This window comes from Azospirillum agricola (assembly GCF_020005195.1).
Taxonomy (GTDB): domain Bacteria; phylum Pseudomonadota; class Alphaproteobacteria; order Azospirillales; family Azospirillaceae; genus Azospirillum; species Azospirillum agricola.
Window position 1 is genome coordinate 184949 of the sequence record NZ_JAIFZR010000006.1, and the last position, 18300, is coordinate 203248.

Below are 18300 nucleotides of genomic sequence, written 5' to 3' on the forward strand. Positions count from 1 at the left end.
GTGCATCGGTCCGCGGATGGTATATCCGTTATTGGCGAGCACATATCGACTCTGCAACCTCTGCCGGGTAAAGTGCGCCGCGGCTTCCCGACGGACGACAAAACACGATGACTAGCATGAACGTGATCGAGCGTGATCCGGTGGCGCACGGTACCACGCACCCCATCACCTCGGTTGCCGAGCACGCGGTTTTCCTGTTGTACCCGTTCCAGTGCCGCAAACGGGATTGGCCGGTGACACCAACCGCCACACTCGGCTCCCTTGCGGGAGCGGGATGGCTCCCTGCAGTCGGTGAGTGCCTGCGAGAAACCGAGACCCGCCCGCTTTGGCTGCGCAAGAACTGGCCGGTCGGCGATCTCTACCACAAGGCCAGCCAGCAGCTGGGCGCGGGAGACGAACCGGACGGCGTCTGGACCCTCGACTCCCAGCGGCACGTCCAGCAATGGCTGAGCGGTCCATCGGGATCGACGCTGGTTCTGCAACTGCCGCTGTCTGTGGCCGCACAGGGACGGCTGCAGCGTTGTGACCTGCAACCGACCGATGCGTTGTCGATAACATTCGGCAGTGTTCGCCTCGTGCCCTTCCGCACCGGACAGGGACTGCTGATCGTCGAGATCCATCTGGCGGGCGGGCAGGAGCTTCCGGCGCCTCTGCTGGTCGAAGCGATCACCGCGCTGTGTCACGACCGCGGCCTGCGCTGGCGGCTGAAGGACGGCAAGGAGGTATCCACGCGCGCCGGCAATCCTACCTTCCGCCTTGCCGAGCAGCTGACCGACTTGATCGGTGACGTCGCTGCCGAACCGCTCCAGGGTCGGCGCCTGTTCAGCTACACGTATGCGGCGTTCGACCAGCGGCTTGCCGACACCGAGCGGCAGATGTTGCTGGCGCGGCTTGCCCGCAAGTTCACCGACGATTACCGGCTGGCCGATCCACGTGCAGGGCTGCACGAGGTGCGGGTCTTCGACACGGTGACCCATGCCGCTTCTGTGGAGGGATGCGTCACGCTCGTCGAACGCATCCCCGCCGAGGGGGCGAAGGAGCTCCCCAGCTTCCTGTCGACTTTCCGCAGCGAGGCTCTCGAACGGCGTTACCTGCCGATCGCCGCAATCAATCTGCACGCCCGCGAGGCACTGCTGGCGCTCACCCACAGCAGCGGCTTCTGGCCGAACATGGCACAACCCGCCACCAAGGACGTTGAGCGTCTGCACCGGCTGCGCGAGGACATCCTGGCCTTCCGGTTGGGCTGCCGCCTGTCGCGCGTCAGCCCGATCGGCATGCACAACGCCTTCCACGAGGCCCTGGGTAACGCCTTCGGCCTGGAGCCCCTGCTCGCTGATGTGAACCAGGATGCCCTGGAGATCGGCGCCTACTTAGAGGAGCGTGCCGCAAGCATTGCTGCGAATGCGGCGCAGCGGAACGCCCGCCCTTGGCGATGGATCCCACGCTTGGTGTCCGCCGCGTTGGTCGTCATCACGCTGGTGACCTTTGGCAAGCTGCTGCTCGAGGCGCTCCATTTCGATCATACGGAGTGGGCCCGCTGGGTGCTGCTGGTGGTGAGCTCCGCAGCGGGCCTCGTCACCTTCTGGAAGGGCGATCTCGACGCCCATACGGCGAAGCACGCCGCCGGAGACAACGTGCTGCACCAGAACCTCGGGGGACACTGACCGGCTTCAGGCCGGATCAGGTTTGGCGGGAAAACCAGTAGCCGAGGATCGGCCGGATCGAGTCGGCGCGGGGAACGGCGGCAAAGCCGTCGGGAATGTCCTCGCCGAACCGGATCACCGCACCGTTCCCCTGGATACCCAGATTGTCCAGCACCCAGACGCGCCCCTTCGCGTCCAACGGCTTTTCGCCCAGCCGCTTGACGAGGCGTCGGCCGCCCTCCAGGCGAACGGCCATCGGGCTGCCGGCCAGCGCAGATACGCCGGCGGGATCGCCCACTCTGGCACCGACCAGGACGCTGTCGCCCTTGTGCAGCAGCGGTTCGGCGCTGTCGCCCTGGTCGATCACCACCGTTCCCTCGACGTCGGCGAAGCGCGGACACGCGTCCAGCGGCTCCAGCGCCTTTCCGGCGTTGGCGCGGGCACCGCGGAATAGGATGCCGACGACCGGGTGGCATTCGTTGACGTCGGTGTCGAACTCGCGAGCGTATCCGGTGTCGTGATCGCCGACGAGGATTACGGTCCCCGGCCGCCCCTGCACTGGCTTCAGCCAGCCGGCCTCTGCCTGTTTGCGCGCTCCGTCCCACACCAGCGCAAGTCCTCCGGACGCCAAGGCCTTGCAGTCGACGATCAGCACGTCACCGGCCTGAAACAGCCGCGGCATCCAAGTGAGCGCCTTGCCGACCCCGAACAGCTGATGCTGCCCATTGACGAGCGACACCCCGATGTCGGAGCCGACACCATCGCCGTCGTCGACCTCGGCGCCGCCCTCGGCGGCGGCGCGGCCGATCTGGTACAGCCTCAGCGGCCGGCAGGGCCGCTCCGGGAACGGCACGATGTCGGCATCCGGCGTGGCAGGAGCGAGCTGGAGTGACAGCGGTCCCTGGGACAGCGCTTCGTCGAGCACGCCGCGGCATTGCTCGAAACTGTGCAGAAGGGGATCGAGGTACTTGCCCACTTGCTTGGCATGCGTATGGCCGAGGTCCTCGGCGGGGTAGTGGTGAGCCCAGCGGACGGCTTCGCTGAAGACCTGATCCTTCAGCGCCTGATGCTTCATGAGCGCCGAGAACGCAGGGTTGGAGTACGGGCCGCCGCGCCCGATCAGTCTTTGCAGCTTGAGCATCAGCGGCTGCATGGTCTCGCTGCCGGCGACGACGGCGGGGCTCGGCCAGATCAGGTCCCGTAACCCCTGCTCGATCATGATGCGCGCCTCGTCGCAGAAGGCGCGGATACGAGTGGGATCATGATCGCTGCGCTGCCAGTCTTCGTGGACCAACTCGATGTGCAGCTGGTGACGGCGGATGCGTGCGCACCCTTCGCCCGTGGAGCGGGGCAGGATCTGAAGGAACTCTACTCCCTTACCCTTCGCCTGCCGGAACAGGCTGCCGGCGAAGTGCTGGTCGTAGGTGGTGATGAGCGGCCGGAAGTCGTGCTCGGGCAGGGTGCCCAGGGCTCTGGCGACGCGGCGCTGGTTGTGTTCGTCGAACAGCGTCTGCGGGTCGTCGAGCAGCAGGAGCGACACGCCGCCGTCGTCGTCCCGGATGCGCTTGATCAGCGCGAGGGTGAAGGCGAACAGGTGGGTGCGCAAGCCCGAGCTGTTGACCAGATCCCGGCCGTCGCCGGTGACGCCGTCGCGCCGGACCTGCACCCGCATGCCTTCGCCATCGAGACGCGTTCCCGCCAGGGCCGGCGCCGTGGCGTTGACCGGAAGGTACAGCCGCTCGGTCCAGGCCTGGGTCTGCGCGTCGAGTTCATCGACGAGCGTCTTCACCTGGGTTTCGATCCGCTCGCCGAAATCCACCAGTTCGCGAACCGCCGGCACCGCGGCGGCTGCACGGACGATCCAGGCCCGCTGCGTACCCCACTCCGTTCTGTGGTTCCGCAGCGTCTTCAGCGTCCGCCGCGCGCTGTCTACCGGCCCGTCCTCTCCTAGGGCCTTGTCGAGCGCATCGAAACGGGTAGGCAGGTAGCCCACCTGCTGCCCCTCGCCGGCCCCGCTGCCGAACAAGGCGGTGCGGATCCCGTCCAGCTGCGCGCCGGCCTCCAGGCACCAGGCGGCATCTGCCAGCGTGGCGAGGATCTGACGGATCGTCTTGCCGAGCGCTCCGTCCCGCAACGACTCTGGCAGCTCCACTGTGTCGGCCGTCCCGGCTTCCGGCAGGCCGGCGGCCAAGCGGATGAACTCCGCCGCCAGATCCGCCTGCAAAGGCACAAGGTCGCCGGACAGGTGCGCCTGCGCAGACTTCGTGCAGCCGCGGCGCAATGCCTCCCAAGGTCGGACATGGACGTCCAGCGCAGCGCCCAGTACCGGTGCAAGGCCGGCCCGAAGACTGTTCGCGAGCGCTCTGCCGCAGGTTTCCGCATCCAGGTGACCGGCCGCCGTGTCGTGCTCCGCCCGCGCCAACGCATCCCGGACCGGCAGGCCGAGCGTTTCGTCGGTCCTGCCGTCGAGGTCAGCCCGGCACACCGGGCAGGCGCAGGGCGGCCAGCCGTCCTTGGAGGGATTGGCTTGGCGCCATTCGTCGATGACCACGTACAGGCGGCGACGGGCCGCCTCGTCAGTGCGCGTCGCCAAGTCGGCGAAGGCACGGGCATCCAGCACGGCCTCGGCGACCAGCGCGCGGGCGGCTTCGATCATGGATGCGTCGACGGCGCTCAACATCTTCAGCGCCTTGAAGTCCGCCCAGGCTTCGATCGCCCCGGGCGCGAGCGCCGTCCGCGCCGCCAACACCGCCTTCCTGAGCGTGGACAGATCGGCCTCGACGACATCCAAGCCGGTGGCGGTGCGGATGGTGGCCCGCAACTCGGCATCCCGGCGGTTCAATTCAGCATCCAGCGCCACCAGTGCGCTATCGCAGGCCTTTCCCTCGTCGGCATCGTCCGGTACCGGTGGAAGCGCGTCGGCCGGCAGCGGCGTGCCGAGGCTGAAGTAGCCCGGCAGTTTGGCCGCTTCCTCCGTGAATGCAATAACGGTCCTGGCCATCTCCTTGCGCGCGACGTCTGGAATGGCTTTCTCCAGCCGCGGCAACACCGAACGCTGGCAGCGCCGGCCCAGGTTCTCGAAGGGCTGCAGGCCGGTGAGGACCTTCACCGCGTCCACCAGGGCGTTGGGCCCGTCGAGGCGCAGGAAGGGCAAGCGCGCCATCATCAGCCCGGTCGCCTCCAGGGAGGCCGCCGACACTTCCAACGCTTGCTCAACGGACTCGACCGCCTGCACGGAACCCGTGTCGGGATCGATGCGCTCCACGCGTGGGACGTAGGTTCCCCGCTGTGGGACGAGGCGGCGGCGGATGCGGCACCGCTCGGTGCCGTCGCGGCGCACGAGGTCGAGCATGACGGCGGTGGAGACGAGCGGCGCCTTGCCGCCGAGCCATTGCAATTCCTTGCGTCCGGGGACCGGAACGATCACGGGCAGGCCGATGGTCCGTTCGGCGGCGTCACCATTCTCCTCATCGGGCGATTCGGCATCCGGGGTGTCCGGTTCGACCGCATAGTCGTTGACCTTGGGCTCACAGGGTTCGGCCAGCGAACGTGGGATCTTTCCGGTCAGGCACCACGCCACCGCCCTCGCGAGCTGGCTTTTGCCCACGCCGTTGCGGCCTTGGAGAAGCGTGCGCGGTTCCTTGAGCAGCAACGTGATCGTGGGGGGCGGCTTGCCCCCCTCCACACAATGCGCGTGCAGCCCACCGAACTGCTCAATCTCCAGCGCCACGACGTCCCACAGCACCGCCTCCGACTGTCCGGCCTCCGGCATCGGGACATCCGGCAGGTCCGCTTCGAGCGCGGCGATCAGCTCCTCGCCTTCACTTGGGCGCAGATTCCGGACCTGATTCTTCCACAGGTCCAGACGCTTGGCATCGAAATAGAAGTGCAGGGCCTTGCGCGCTGCTTTCCCCAGCGTGACGGTGTGTCTGCCGGAGAGTTCCAGGCAGCCTCCGGCGACGAGCACCTGGACCGCTTGGTCGAACGTCAGGCCTGCCAGTGCGTAGCTACGAACACGGGGAGGTTGATCCTCTCTCGCAGAAACCTCGCGCAGGTCATCCAACGGAGGCTCTCCCTTCCAAGCTGTACCTTATCCGTGTGTTATCAGCACGCTGGTCGGGCAGCAAGAGCAACATGGCAGGCGCAAGCGTGCATGTGGCACAGAGCCTGCTCTTACAGAAAAATCGGATCTTCGTCCTGCCTCAGTCGCGCGGCGAGTTCTTGCAGGAACTTTCGAACATTGGCCAGACAGCCCGCCCCGGACTCGGCCGGCGTAATGTGACTAATGCCGTTGACCTCGCCCGACCACGCGCAAGTCGGCTGACGCTCAGTCGCGATGCGGCGCCACAACGTAGCCGCCAACCGTCACCTGGACGACCGGAGCCGGCGGTGCGCCCTCGCCTGACCAAGCAACGACGGTGGCAGGGATCGCCGTGACCTTGCCGGATCGGTAGCGCCGCGGGTGGCCGCGGCGCCAATGCGGCTTCGGCGTCCGACGTCCGCGCCCGCCGGTGCCGCTCGGCTCATCACCAGCGCCACCGGTGGGCAGGGCCACCGTCTTCGGCAGCCGCAGCCGGACCGTCTCGAAGGCGGGGACGGGCGCCGCGCCGCGGCTCACCCGTGCCCTGTTCAACGCTTTGGGCGCTGCGACGGTTTCGCGCTCGACGGCCGGTGAGTTGATCACGGCCAGCAGCCCAGACAGGAAATAGCCGGCCGTTGAGAGCACTTCGTGGCAACCATTGCTCCTGTCCGCGTCATCCGGCGGCGGGACCCAGAGAGCAAGCCCGCGCTCGCCCATCGGGATTTCGCCAACGCCGAAGCCACCGATCCATTCGCCGAGTTCGGCCGTGCTGGTCGTGAAAAGGGTAAACCGGATGTCACCCGTGTCGGACGCCTGCGTCGCGTGGATGATGTAGACGTGGATGGTGTCCGTCTCACTGGTGGACGGATCGATCATGACGGAGTCGGTGACTTCGATAAGCATCGATGGATAAGGCAGCCGCAAGCAGCTGGCCTCCTGCATCTCCTTCGCCGTCTCGATCAGCGCGTCGTCGTAAAAGGTGATGATGTCTTCCTGCATGACGAACAGAGGCTTCTCCCAGAAGGTGAATCCCAGGAGCATGCTCCTGAGCAGGAAGCCCTGATCGTCTAACTTGGAGGCGTTGATGATCCGCTTCGACGCCTGACGCAGGGCATCGCAGAGATGGTGGGCATAGGGCTGCTTCATGGCGGTGCTCATGCGGCCTCGCTGAACCAAGCGTCGGTCCCGCCGACGCGGCGCTGGACGGGCAGGTGGGTGGACGCGCTGCAGCCGAGCGGCGTCGCAGGGAGCGACAGCGAGAGGTGCATGCTGGGGCGGAGCTTTTCTGGTCGGAGGGACCGGTCCTCGGGACCGGGGCGGGCGCCGCGCGCCGCCATGTCCCGATTTGGCGATGCGCCGCGGCGGGCAATCCCGTCCGGCGCATAGCAGCCATGCGCTCAGCGCGGCAGCCCGCCATCTCTCCCGCGACTACGGACCTGTCGGACCGCACCGTGCCGCAGGCCGGCTCCTCTCCCGGGACGCGCCACCAGGGGACTATCTGATGGGCCTGAACGCCTAGACCTTTGGGGGTAGAGCCGCCACCACGCTCTTGAGATGCCGCTGGACGGTGCGCTCCGCCATGCGCAACGCTGCTGCCACCGTGCCGACGGACACCGGCAGGCCAGCCGCGCGCCGCTCCTGCACGCAAGCCTCGATCGCATCGTACGTCGTCTGCCGCCGCTGCGCCGCGGCAAACCGCCCGCCCGCCGCCATCCGGTCGGCGGGCGGCAGCGTGCGATTCACGTTCATGATGCCGCGATGGGGCCGGATCGCCGTGTCCGCGCGCCGCTGGAGCTTCCGGCGACAGAACCTCGTGATGGAGCGCGCGAGGGCGGCGATCTCGTAGGTGGGCAGGGGTTCGGCAAACGTGTTTTGCTCCTCGAGCCATCCGCGCACCAAATCCTCGAGAACCCGCCAGCAGCCTTCCTTGGCCGCGGCGCCGTGATACTCCTCCCAGCGCTCCCGGACCTCCGCATACGCCAGTTCCCGCACCGTGTTGAACAGGTGCACATTGCGGCTGTCCGGGTCCTCCGCAGCGCCGCAGCGGCAAGGGCCGCGACCGGTCTCCAGGGCAAGTTCGATATCGGCGTGGCTGGCCAGATCGCTGAGCGTGGTGGTTTTCCCCTCAGGCCAGCACAGCACGTCGAAGCTTGGGTGGAGCGGATTCTTGACCGTCCGCCCCGTCGCGGCCGCGGCGAAGGTGAGGTCGCCGTCCAGGGTGATGGCCAAGGCGCGGCGGACCAAGCCCAGAAAGGCCCGCGGTTTTGCCCGTGCCCTTCGCCCGAGCGCGACACCGGCTTCCAACAGCCAGATGTGATGATGATAGCCACGCCGTGCCACCTCCGGATGCGCCTCCCCGTTTACGATGGTGAGGAACGGCGCCGGCAGCCCGCATATCCGCCAGCGGTCAACGTCGGCATGGTCGCAATCCACGACGACAAAGCGCGTATAGGCGGGGGTTCCGGTGCCGACGCCGGGAATCGCTGCCCAATCAGCTCGCCATTTCCAGCGCTTGAACGAGGCCTTGAGCCCTGCCCGCGCCTCGGCGCGGGTCAGAGGCCGTTCAAAGGCCAGGACCATCTCGGGAAGCAGGTCCCAGAACTCCTGCACACGGGGATGACGACGGGAGAGGTTGAGCTGGCGCAGTGCCGTCTTGCCGGTCAGCGGTGCGGTGCTGGTTGGGACATTCGAGGCGTAAGCCACTTCCCAAGACGGAGAATCGGCGGAAGCGAAGAGGGCGAGATCGCTCGGAAGGTAGGGATAGTCAGGCATGGTGCTTTTACGGCCACGTTCATGTTGGTTCCGATATGGTCCGATCCGCGCAGACCAATCGTCCGAGCAGGCCGCGTTGGTCGCCGGCTTGCGCCGCCCGCCGCGGATCACTGCGGCTGTTCGGTGGTTTGTCCGGCGGCGGACGGCGACGCGCGTGCGCCGGAGAGCGTGGCCTTGACGAAGGGCGGGGCGATTGGTGGCCAGCCGTCCGGCAAGGCTGTGGCGTGGGTCGTTTCGGAAGCCGCCGACGGGATCGGCGCGACGGATACGGCGCCGACCGGATAGAGCCAGAATCCGGAGTGGTGCGGCGGCTTCGCCATCGGCACCACCGGGGCCGCGGCGCCGAGCACGACAATCGGGGAGGACTGCGCGTCGTGAAACGGACGCCCCCGATAACCGCCCCGCAACGTTCACCACGCCGACCGCTGGTCGGGCAGCCCGGCCGAACGACGAACCGCCAAGAGCCCAACGCCGACCGACCGGCGCATACGGCGCGGTGCCGCCCGCCACGACCGGAACTTCAGGACCGGTGGGTCAGGGGACGATGAGGGGCGAGTTTGACCGGTGCTACCGGGCGATCCAGATACTCCGCCACTGTTCTCACGCTTCGGAGAATCCGGTGACCGCAACCGCTCCTGTGCCCGTCGATCAGTTGCCCGCAGCTGTCCGCCTTGATTATGCCCGGAAGAACGACACCCCAGCCAGGACTGCTGCAAGTATCAAGCGGCCTGATCAACGGGTTGTGTCAGGTTTCGTAGCAAGGGTGGAGGAGGTCCAGACGGCACCGTGAGTTTGATGGCGTGGACTACGCGCCAGGGATCATGTCGCGTAGGGCGGCGATCTGTTGGACATGAATTGCCCATCGCTGAGAGGAACGGAACGTGCTGCTTGCGTTGGGTTGCTGGGCGCAGGAAATTGCGCACCTCATCGTGAGCCCGATAGAAGCGGGCGGCACTGCTAATTGTCAGGATGCGGAAAAAGGCTGTGCTGCGGTGGGCTCTCGTGTTCTCTCTGCTGGCACAGGGTGCGGTCGGAGAACCGTCCCGCCCCGGTGATGGATGTCCGGCTCACCGTGGCCACCGGTCTGGCTGAACGCGAAGCGGCGGTTTCCATGGTCGAGGCCATCACCGGCCGCCACCGCATCACGCTGGGCGCCGACAAGGCTTACGACACCAAGGATTTCGTGGCGAACATGCGCAGCCTGGGCGCCGCTGCGCACATCACGCAGAACACGAGCAACCCTCCAGAGAAGACGTGATCGTCTACGTCAGCACCGCGCCCTCAAACAAGTTGCCGTGAAGACTGACTGAACCTTTATACTCCCTCGCCCTCCCGACCGCCACCAGCCCAGACTTTTGCACCAAGGTCCTGTGGCATGAAACCTGACACAACTGTTTCTTCCGCACAGGCTATGAGGGCAACACTTTCCCCGTGCATCACGGGCTCCAGGGTGCTTGAACGGCCCCCGTTTCAGTGATCGGCGAGCAGGCAGGCTACCCGATGCCCCGGTCCGACGGGGCGCAGCGCCGGTTCCCGGACCGCGCAGTCCGGCCTTGCGGCTGGGCAGCGCGGATGGAAGCGGCAGCCCGATGGCCTTTCGGACAGTGCCGGCGCCCCGGCCCGGATCCTTTCCGGGCCGGAGGCCGGCGGAGACGGGGTGCTTGCGTCGGCGAGCAGCGCCTGTGTGTAGGGATGGCGCGGCGCATCGAACAGGGCATCGACCGGCGCCTCCTCGACCACGCGGCCGAGATACATCACCGCCACGCGGTCGCAGACATGCCCGACCACCGACAGGTCGTGGCTGATGAACAGGATCCCCAGTTCGCCCTGATCGCGCAGGTCCAGGAACAGGTTGAGGATGCCGGCGCGGACCGAGACGTCGAGCGCAGTCACCGGTTCGTCGCAGACCAGCACGTCCGGGCGGACGGCGAGTGCGCGGGCGATGCCGATGCGCTGGCGCTGGCCGCCGCTGAAGCGGTGCGGATGGCCGTGCCGCAGCGAGGGGTCGAGCCCGACCCGGAGCAGCTGGGCGGCGACATGGTCGGCCAGGGCGGCGCGCGGCACCAGCCGGTGGAACCGCACTGCCTCCCCGACGATCTCCTCGACGGTGAAGCGGGGGTTGAGGCTGGCGTGGGGGTTCTGGAAGACCATCTGCACCCGAAGCTGCGCCGCCCGTGCCTCGGCCGCCGTCAGGCTGCCGAGGTCGCGGCCGCCGAGCCGCAGGGTGCCGGTGCTGGGGGCGAGCACCCCGGCCATGATCCGCGCCACGGTGGATTTCCCGCAGCCGGATTCGCCGACCAGCCCGACCACCTCGCCGCGCCGCACCGCGAGATCGACACCGTCCACCGCCGGCAAGGCGGCGTCGCGCCGGCCGGGAAGGGCGAAGACCCGCGAGACCGCGCGCAGTTCGGCCAAGGCTCCGTCGGTCAGGGGGGCGGTCGGTGCGGCGGTCGGGGCCGTGTTCATGCCGCCACCGCCTGCCCGGGGTTGACGCAGCGCACGGCACCGCCGGACGCACCACCGGCCAGGCGGTCCCGCCAGGGCGGATCGGCGGCACAGGCCGGGCCGGCGACCCCGCAGCGTGGCCGGAAGGCGCAGCCGGACGGGCGGCTTGCCAGGGTCGGGGGCAGGCCGGGGATGGGAGTCAGCCGGCTGCCGCGCCGTCCGCGCGGCAGGCTGGCGATCAGCCCGGCCGTGTAGGAATGGATGGGCTGCCGCAGCAGCGCTGCCGCCGGTCCCCGTTCCACGATCCGGCCGGCATACATCACCGCGATGTCGTCGGCGAGCTGTTCGGCCACCGAGAGGTCATGGGTGATCCACAGCAGGGCGGTCCGCCGTTCGGTGACGAGCGCCCGGACCTCGCGCAGGATCTGCGCCTGGATGGTGGCGTCGAGCGCCGTGGTCGGCTCGTCGGCGATGATCAGGTCCGGCTGGTGCAGCAGGGCGATGGCGATCGCCACCCGCTGGCGCAGGCCGCCGGACAGCTGGTGGGGATGGCAGGCCAGCCGCTCCTCCGGCCCTGGCACGCCGACCCGGCCCAGCACGTCGCGCGCCCGCCGCCGGGCCTCGACCCGTCCGACCGGGGCGTGGGCCAGCACGGTCTCGACGATCTGGGCGCCGATGGTCAGCACCGGATTCAGGGTCATCATCGGATCCTGGAAGATCATGGCGATCCGGTTGCCGCGCAGCCGACGCATCTCCGCCTCGGCCAGGCCGACCAGCTCCCGGCCGGCGAAGCGGACCGACCCGCCGGCCACCCGCGCCGGCGGGTCGAGAAGCCCCATGATCGAGAAGGCCGTGGCCGATTTGCCCGAGCCGGATTCCCCGACCAGCGCCAGGACGCGGCCGTGGCCGAGGGTGAAGGACACGTCGTCCAGCATGTTCAGCGGCCCGCCGCGGGTCGCCAGTTCGGCGCGCAGGGCTTGGACCTCCAGCAGGGGCGGCAGGGGGGACGGCGCGGGGGACGGCGGGGCGCTCATCGTTCGAGCCTCGGGTTCAGGGTGTCGCGCAGATGGTCGCCGGCCAGATTGATGGCGGCCATCACGGCCAGCAGGGCGACGCCGGGGTAGAGGCTGATCCAGGTCTCGCCGGACAGCACATAGTTGCGGCCGTTGGCGATCAGCAGGCCGAGCGACGGTTCCGTCACCGACACGCCGAGCCCGAGGAAGCTCAAGGTCGCCTCCAGCGCGATGGCGCGGGCCACCTGGGTGGTGGCGATCACCACCAGCGAGGGCAGGCAGTTCGGCAGCACGTGGCGCAGCAGGATGCGGGATTCCGGCAGCACCAGACAGCGGGCGGCCTCGACATACTCGCTCTTCAGCTCGACCAGGGCGGCGGAGCGGGCGGCGCGGGCGTAATAGGCCCACTCCACCAGGATCAGCGCCAGCAGCACGTTGCCGATCCCGCGGCCGAGGAAGGCGATCACCATCAGGGCGATCAGGATCGACGGGAAGGCCAGCTGCAGATCCGCCAGCCGCATCAGCGCGCCGTCGGTCCGGCCGCCGGCCTGGGCGGCGGCCAGCCCGACGAAGGTCCCGGCCGATCCGGCAACCAGCGCCGACCCGATGCCGACCAGCAGGCTGAGGCGCAGGCCGTAGAGGATGGCGGACAGCATGTCGCGCCCCTGGTCGTCGGTGCCCAGCCAATAGGTGCCGCCTGCACCGCCGGGCGAGCCCGGTGCCAGCCGTCCGTCCAGAACGTCGAGCTGCGTGAGGTCGAAGGGGTTCTGCGGCGCGATCCACGGCGCCAGCAGTGCCGCACCGGCCAGCAGGAGAAAGACGGCGAGGCTGGCCAGCGCCACGCCTGAAGCGGCGAAGCCGCGCCAGACCGTCCCGACGGAGGGCTGTGGGCCGCGCTGCTCCCCCTCTTGCGGCGGGGCCCCGGCGGCGAGGCTCATCTGCCGGCTCCCGTCGCGGCATCCGCCGGGCCGACGCGCGGGTCGAGCAGCCGGTAGAGCAGGTCGGCCAGCAGGTTGACGGTGACGAACAGCAGCACGACCGCCACCAGATAGGCGACGATCACCGGCCGGTCGAGCACCTGGATGCTCTCGATCATCAGCCGGCCCATGCCCGGCCAGGCGAAGATGCTCTCGGTCACCATGGAGAAGGCGATGGTCGAGCAGAACTCCAGCCCGATCACCGTCACGATCGGAATCATGATGGCGCGCAGGATGTGGACGCCAACCACCCGCGACGGCGCCAGCCCGCGGGCGCGGGCGAAGCGGACATAGTCGAGATGCACCACCTCGCGCACGCCGGCCCGTGTCAGACGCAGGATCAGCGCGACCTTGAACAAAGCGAGGTTGGCGGCCGGAAGGGCCAGATGGCGCAGCCCGTCCAGCGTCGGGAACGACCAGTCCACCCCCAGCAGCGCCACCGTGTCGCCCCGTCCCGAACTGGGCAGCCAGCCGAGCCGGACCGAGAAGCCGACCACCAGCATCAGCCCGACCCAGAAGGTCGGCAGGCTCAGCCCCACCACGCTGCCGGCCATGATCAGCCGCGACAGGAGGGCCTGCGGACGCAGCCCGGCGAACAGCCCCAGGGAAATCCCGAATCCGGCAGCGATCAGCAGGGCCAGCACCGACAGCTCCAGGGTCGCCGGCAGCCGTTCGAAGACCAGCGACAGGGCAGGGCGGTTGTAGATGAAACTGCGTCCGAGATCGCCCTGCGTTGCCCGTTCGAGGAACAGCAGGTACTGCCGCCACAGGGGCCGGTCGAGACCGAAGGCCGCCGCGATCCGGGCGCGCTCGGCCGCATCGGCGTCGGGCGGCACCAGGATGTCCACCGGATTGCCGGCGACGTGCAGCCCGGCGAAGACCAGAAGCGTCATCGCCAGTACCACCAGCCCGGCCTGGAACGAGCGCCGCAACATCCACGCAAGCATGGCGGGAATCCTAGACCGGCTCGGTGAAGACGGCGTTGGTGTGGCCGAAGGCGTTGCCGGGGATGAAGCGGACGTGGCTCTTGCGGCCCGCCCAGTTGAAGCGGGGGAAGAAGACCGGGATGATGCCGGCGTCCTCGTCCAGGGCCGCCAGCGCCTCGCGGATCAGCCCGACGCGACGCTCGGGATCGAATGTGCGCAGAGCCTCCAGCAGAGGGGTGTCGACCTTCGGGTTGGAGTAGTGCTGGCGGTTGAACGGGCCGGCGCCGGTGTCGGGATTCTTGGTCAGCGCCACCTGACGCAGCAGCTCCGCGCTGTTGGTGGTGGCGTAGGTCGTCATGAACAGGGCGAACTCGCGGTTGGTCGCGCGCGAGAAGAAGGTGGCGATGGGCAGCGTCTCGACCTTGGTGTCCACGCCGATGCGCGAGAAGCCCTGCGCCACCGCCTGCAGCACCGCGACGTCGCTGGTGAAGAAGCCGCTCGGCCCGTGGATGGTCAGGCCGAAGCCGTCGGGATAGCCCGCCTCGGCGAGAAGCTGCCTGGCCCGTGCCGGGTCGGCGGCGGGGGTGGGCCGGCCGGGCAGCCGGTCCGGGGCGGGCGGCGGCGCGAACTGGTCGGCGGCGGTGCCCTGGCCGAGCAGCAGCTTCTCGACGATCCCCTTGCGGTCGATGGCCAGCGACAGGGCTTGGCGCACCCGGACGTCCTTCAGCGGGTTGCGGTCCAGCGGCTTGCCGGCGCGGTCGGTGACGAAAGGCGACTGGTCGCGGCTGGCGTCGGGGAACAGGTAGACGCTGGTGGCGCTGGCGACGCTGAAGATCGCGAGGCGCGGGTCGGCGGCGAGATGGGCGACATCCTGCACCGGCACACCGTCGATCAGGTCGAGATCCCCCGACAGCAGCCCGGCGACGCGGGCACCGGCGTCGGGGATGAAGCGGGTGCGCACCCGGTTCCAGCCGGTGGGCGTGCTCCAGAAATCCGGGTTGCGCTCAAGCTCGATCTGCTGACCGACCGTGAAGCCGGCATAGCGGAAGGCGCCGGTGCCGACCGCCAGCTTGCCGGATGTAAAGTCCGCCGTCGCTGCGCCCGCGTGGATTTTGCGCGACAGGATGTAGAGGTTGGTGAAGTCGCGGTCGAGGTAGGGGTTGGGCGACTTGGTGCGGATGCGGAAGGTGGTGGCGTCGATGGGCTCCACCGCCGCGATGTTGCGGACGTAGGGCACGAAGGAGCCGGGACTGTTGGGAACGGTGGGCACCCGTTCCACTGTGAAGGCGACGTCGTCCGGAGTGAGCGGCGTGCCGTCGTGGAAGCGGATGCCGGGCCGCAGTTTGAATTCCCAGGTGAGTTCGTCCACGGCCCGCCAAGACTGCGCCAGCAGCGGCCGGACCCGGCCCTCGGCGTCTTCGGTCACGAGGGGATCGAAGATCTGCCGCAGAGTCTGGTTGTTGGTGGGCGACTGGTAGAACTGCGGGTCCAGCGAGTTCGGCGCCGAGATCGCGCCGATGGAGAGCGAGCGGTGGCTTGAGGCCGTCGCTGTCGGTGCCGTGCCTGTCGGGCTGGCGCCCGGCGCGGTCGTGGTCTGGGCGAAGGCGGCGGTCGGCACGAGTCCGGCCATCGCACCCAGGAAGGTGCGGCGATCCATGATGGTCTCCAGGGGAATGGGGAAGCCGGCAGAGGGTGCCAGGCGCGCGGCGCGGCCGTCAGGCCGGCGCGCTGCGATTGGCTGGACAGGAAGCGGAAGAGAGGAGGCGGATCATCCAAAGACATCCCGTCAAATCGATAAATAAATCATACTTACTGAATAGGAAATAGGCGACCGCACAAATCCGGACGGCGGCTGTTCAGTGCTGAACAGCCGCCGTCCCGTCCCGCTTACGGGGTTTCCGCCGCCGTCCGCCCGAAGCCGACCGGCTTTGCCGGGGCCGGCCACTGGAGGCGGAAGAGGCCGCGGCTGTTCAGGTTGTTGACGACGAGGGCGCCGATGGTCAGGCCGGCCCCGGCCAGCTCGGCCTGTCCGAACTCCCGGCCCTGGGCGAGGCCGATGGCGAAGGCGGTGATGGGCACGAGGTTGATGAACAGGACGCCGTTGATCGGGCCGAGCAGCCGGATGCCGATGTTCCAGCTGAACACAGCGAGCACGGCGGCGATCAGCACGAGGTAGGCGATCTCGCCGCGCACCGACCACACCGTCTCCGGTGTCGGCACCGTGATGAAGCCGCTGGCCGTAGCGAGCCCCGTCACGGCGACGATGGTGACGGTGCCGAGTGCGGCGCTGAGCGCGGTGTAGCGCAGCGCCGACCAGCCGGGGACCGATGCCGCCCCCAGGGTGTAGACCACCCAGCTCGCCGCGCCGGCGAGGATCAGCAGGTCGGGCAGCAGGGCGCCGCCGCCGAGCGCCGACAGGCTGCCCCGCGTGACCACCAGAGCCACCCCGACGAGCGCGGCCGCGATGCACAGGAAGGTGACGCGGCCGGGTTTCACGCCTTTGATCGCCCAAGTCAGCAGGGCGGTGATCAGCGGCATCAGCGCCATGATGATGGCGCCATGCTCGGCCTTGGAGTTCGCCAGTCCGACGAAGGCGAGGATGCTGAAGCCGGCGAAGCCCATCGAGCCGTAGAAGAACAGCTTGCCGCCATGGCCCTCCAGGGCGAAGGCGCGCAAGCCCTCGACCTTGGCGAGGATGCCCAGCAGGATGATTGAGGCCAGCCCGTAGCGCAGCAGCGTCAGGTGGAAGCCGTCGATGCTGGCGAGCGCAGCCTTGGCGACCGGAAACATGCCGCCCCAGGAGATGGCGGTCAGCGCCAGCAGGGCGATGCCGAGCAGCACGCCGTCGGCCTTGCCGCCGGGTCTGGCCGGCCTGGGCGGTGCCGTACCCCTCGCCGTTCCCCCGGCCGTCCGCTTGTCCGTCCCTCCGGCCGTCCGGTCGCCGGCCCGGAGGATGGCGCTTTCCAGCTCCGTCGCGCGGACCTTGCCTGAGGGGCTGTAGGGAATCTGGTCGAGCAGCTCGAAGCGGGCCAGTGCGACGCGCTCGCGCCGGACGATCTCGCCGACGCGCGCCTCGACCTCCCCCGCCGGGACCGCGGCCGAGGCCTTCAGCACCACGGCGCAGTGGACGGCCACTGGGCCGTGGGCGGCGCTGCGGACCAGCGCCACGTCGTCGATGCCGCGGATCTGGCGGATCGCGTTCTCCAGCGCGTAGAGGTTGACGCTGTCGGCGCCCTGCGAGCGGTTCAGCAGGAACAGCCGCCCATCCTCGTCGAGATAGCCGGCCTCCGAGGTGACGAGGTAGCGCTCGCCGTCGATCTGCACCTTGTTGGCCGCGGCGCCGAGATAACCGTCCATGTTCATGTAGCTGGCGATCGCCACCGATCCGACGATGCCGGCCGGCACCGGGCGGCGCTCGGGGTCGAGGATCAGGATGCGGTTGCCGTCATAGACCCGGCCGACGCTGGCCGGGTGGGTCAGCAGGTCCGCCGGCTCGGCGATGGTGTTCACGCCGGTCTCGGTGGTGCCGTAATACTCGTAGACGACGGGGCCAAGAACCTGGAGCGCCTCCTGCTTGGCGGGGGCGGGGAAATGCTTGCCGCCGACCAGGACGAAGCGCAGCTGGTTGGGGGTGACGCGCGCGCGGTTCTGGGCGACGTGGCGCAGCACGCCGGACAGGATTGGCGGGGTCATCGTGCTCGACGTGATCCATTCGCGGCGGATCAGCTCGGCGGTCTCGACCGCGTCGTCGGGCGGGGCGAGCACCAGCGTGGCGCCGAGCTGGAGGAACAGCCGTGCCCAGCCGCCGCCCGCCGCGTGGTAGAAGGGGATGGTGGCGAGGTGGCGGTCAGCCGAGGAGAAGCCGTAGCGCGCGGTGAAGTAGGCGAAGCGGCGGGCATCGAAGGATCCGTTGCGGATCACCGGCTTGGGCCGCCCGGAGGTGCCCGAGGTGAAGGAGATCGCGCGGAACGGCCGGGCCGGCGCGTTGGGCGGGCGCCGCCCGGCCGACAGCCCCCGGAAGGCGGCGTAGCCGGTGGCGCCGGGAAGCTGGTTGTCGAGGTCGATGACCGGCCGTCCGCCGGCCAGGGCGCGGACGTTCAGGCCGCGGTCGGCCAGGAAGCCCGAGGACACGATCAGGCAATCCGCCTCGATGCGGTCGAGCAGATCGGCCAGCGCCTCCTGCGTCAGCGAATAGTCCAGCCCGCACAGCGTGCTTTTCAGGGTGGCGGCGGCCGAGGCGGCGACCACCAGCTCCGCCCGGTTGTGCGAGAGGAAGGCGATGGTCCGCAGCTCGTCGATGGCGACGGCGCCGGCCAGCCCCTCGGCGGCGTCGCGCACGGCGTCGGCGTACTGGCTCCAGCTCAGCACCGTGCGGCCGGCGATGACGGCGGCATGGTCGGGCCGCGAGGCGGCGATTTCCTCGATTCGGGAAAGGGGGATCAT

At 69.0% G+C, this 18300-nt stretch carries 11 protein-coding genes and 1 pseudogene; 2 read left to right on the forward strand and 10 right to left on the reverse strand.

Features of this window, described 5'->3' with window-relative positions:
- Positions 1-116 precede the first annotated feature (116 nt).
- Positions 117-1664 carry a hypothetical protein gene (locus JN22_RS29765; RefSeq protein WP_143268817.1) on the forward strand — a complete coding sequence of 516 codons (1548 nt, stop codon included), beginning with the start codon at positions 117-119 and terminating at the stop codon, positions 1662-1664.
- A 16-nt stretch (positions 1665-1680) separates the two neighbouring features.
- On the opposite strand, the gene JN22_RS29770 is transcribed toward JN22_RS29765, so the two are convergent.
- The 4 genes from JN22_RS29770 to JN22_RS29785 form a co-directional block, all read right to left on the reverse strand.
- Positions 1681-5706 (reverse strand): hypothetical protein, encoded by a 4026-nt coding sequence (locus JN22_RS29770; RefSeq protein WP_143268823.1) that lies wholly within the window; start codon positions 5704-5706, stop codon positions 1681-1683.
- 264 nt (positions 5707-5970) lie between these two features.
- Complete coding sequence (locus JN22_RS29775) at positions 5971-6882, reverse strand: hypothetical protein (RefSeq protein WP_085557537.1); 912 nt, start codon at positions 6880-6882, stop codon at positions 5971-5973.
- 357 nt (positions 6883-7239) lie between these two features.
- Positions 7240-8496 carry a replication initiation protein gene (locus JN22_RS29780; protein ID WP_085557538.1) on the reverse strand — a complete coding sequence of 419 codons (1257 nt, stop codon included), beginning with the start codon at positions 8494-8496 and terminating at the stop codon, positions 7240-7242.
- Between the two features lie 107 nt (positions 8497-8603).
- Positions 8604-8816 (reverse strand): hypothetical protein, encoded by a 213-nt coding sequence (locus tag JN22_RS29785; RefSeq protein ID WP_143268828.1) that lies wholly within the window; start codon positions 8814-8816, stop codon positions 8604-8606.
- 713 nt (positions 8817-9529) lie between these two features.
- Here JN22_RS29785 and JN22_RS29790 point away from each other — a divergent pair.
- Positions 9530-9736, forward strand: a pseudogene (locus JN22_RS29790) (IS5/IS1182 family transposase); the annotation flags it as partial.
- Between the two features lie 230 nt (positions 9737-9966).
- On the opposite strand, the gene JN22_RS29795 reads toward JN22_RS29790, so the two are convergent.
- From JN22_RS29795 to JN22_RS29820, 6 genes are all read right to left on the reverse strand, one after another.
- Positions 9967-10962 (reverse strand): ABC transporter ATP-binding protein, encoded by a 996-nt coding sequence (locus JN22_RS29795; RefSeq protein WP_143268834.1) that lies wholly within the window; start codon positions 10960-10962, stop codon positions 9967-9969.
- Positions 10959-11975, reverse strand: coding sequence for an ABC transporter ATP-binding protein (locus JN22_RS29800; RefSeq protein ID WP_085557540.1), 1017 nt, complete (start codon positions 11973-11975; stop codon positions 10959-10961). Before JN22_RS29800 ends, JN22_RS29795 begins: the two co-directional genes overlap by 4 nt.
- On the reverse strand, positions 11972-12892 hold the full coding sequence (locus tag JN22_RS29805) for an ABC transporter permease (protein ID WP_085557541.1): 921 nt from the start codon (positions 12890-12892) through the stop codon (positions 11972-11974). Before JN22_RS29805 ends, JN22_RS29800 begins: the two co-directional genes overlap by 4 nt.
- Positions 12889-13878, reverse strand: coding sequence for an ABC transporter permease (locus tag JN22_RS29810; protein WP_085557542.1), 990 nt, complete (start codon positions 13876-13878; stop codon positions 12889-12891). Before JN22_RS29810 ends, JN22_RS29805 begins: the two co-directional genes overlap by 4 nt.
- A 10-nt stretch (positions 13879-13888) precedes the next feature.
- On the reverse strand, positions 13889-15514 hold the full coding sequence (locus JN22_RS29815; protein WP_085557543.1) for an ABC transporter substrate-binding protein: 1626 nt from the start codon (positions 15512-15514) through the stop codon (positions 13889-13891).
- Positions 15515-15744: 230 nt separating this feature from the next.
- Positions 15745-18300 carry an AMP-binding protein gene (locus tag JN22_RS29820; RefSeq protein ID WP_085557544.1) on the reverse strand — a complete coding sequence of 852 codons (2556 nt, stop codon included), beginning with the start codon at positions 18298-18300 and terminating at the stop codon, positions 15745-15747.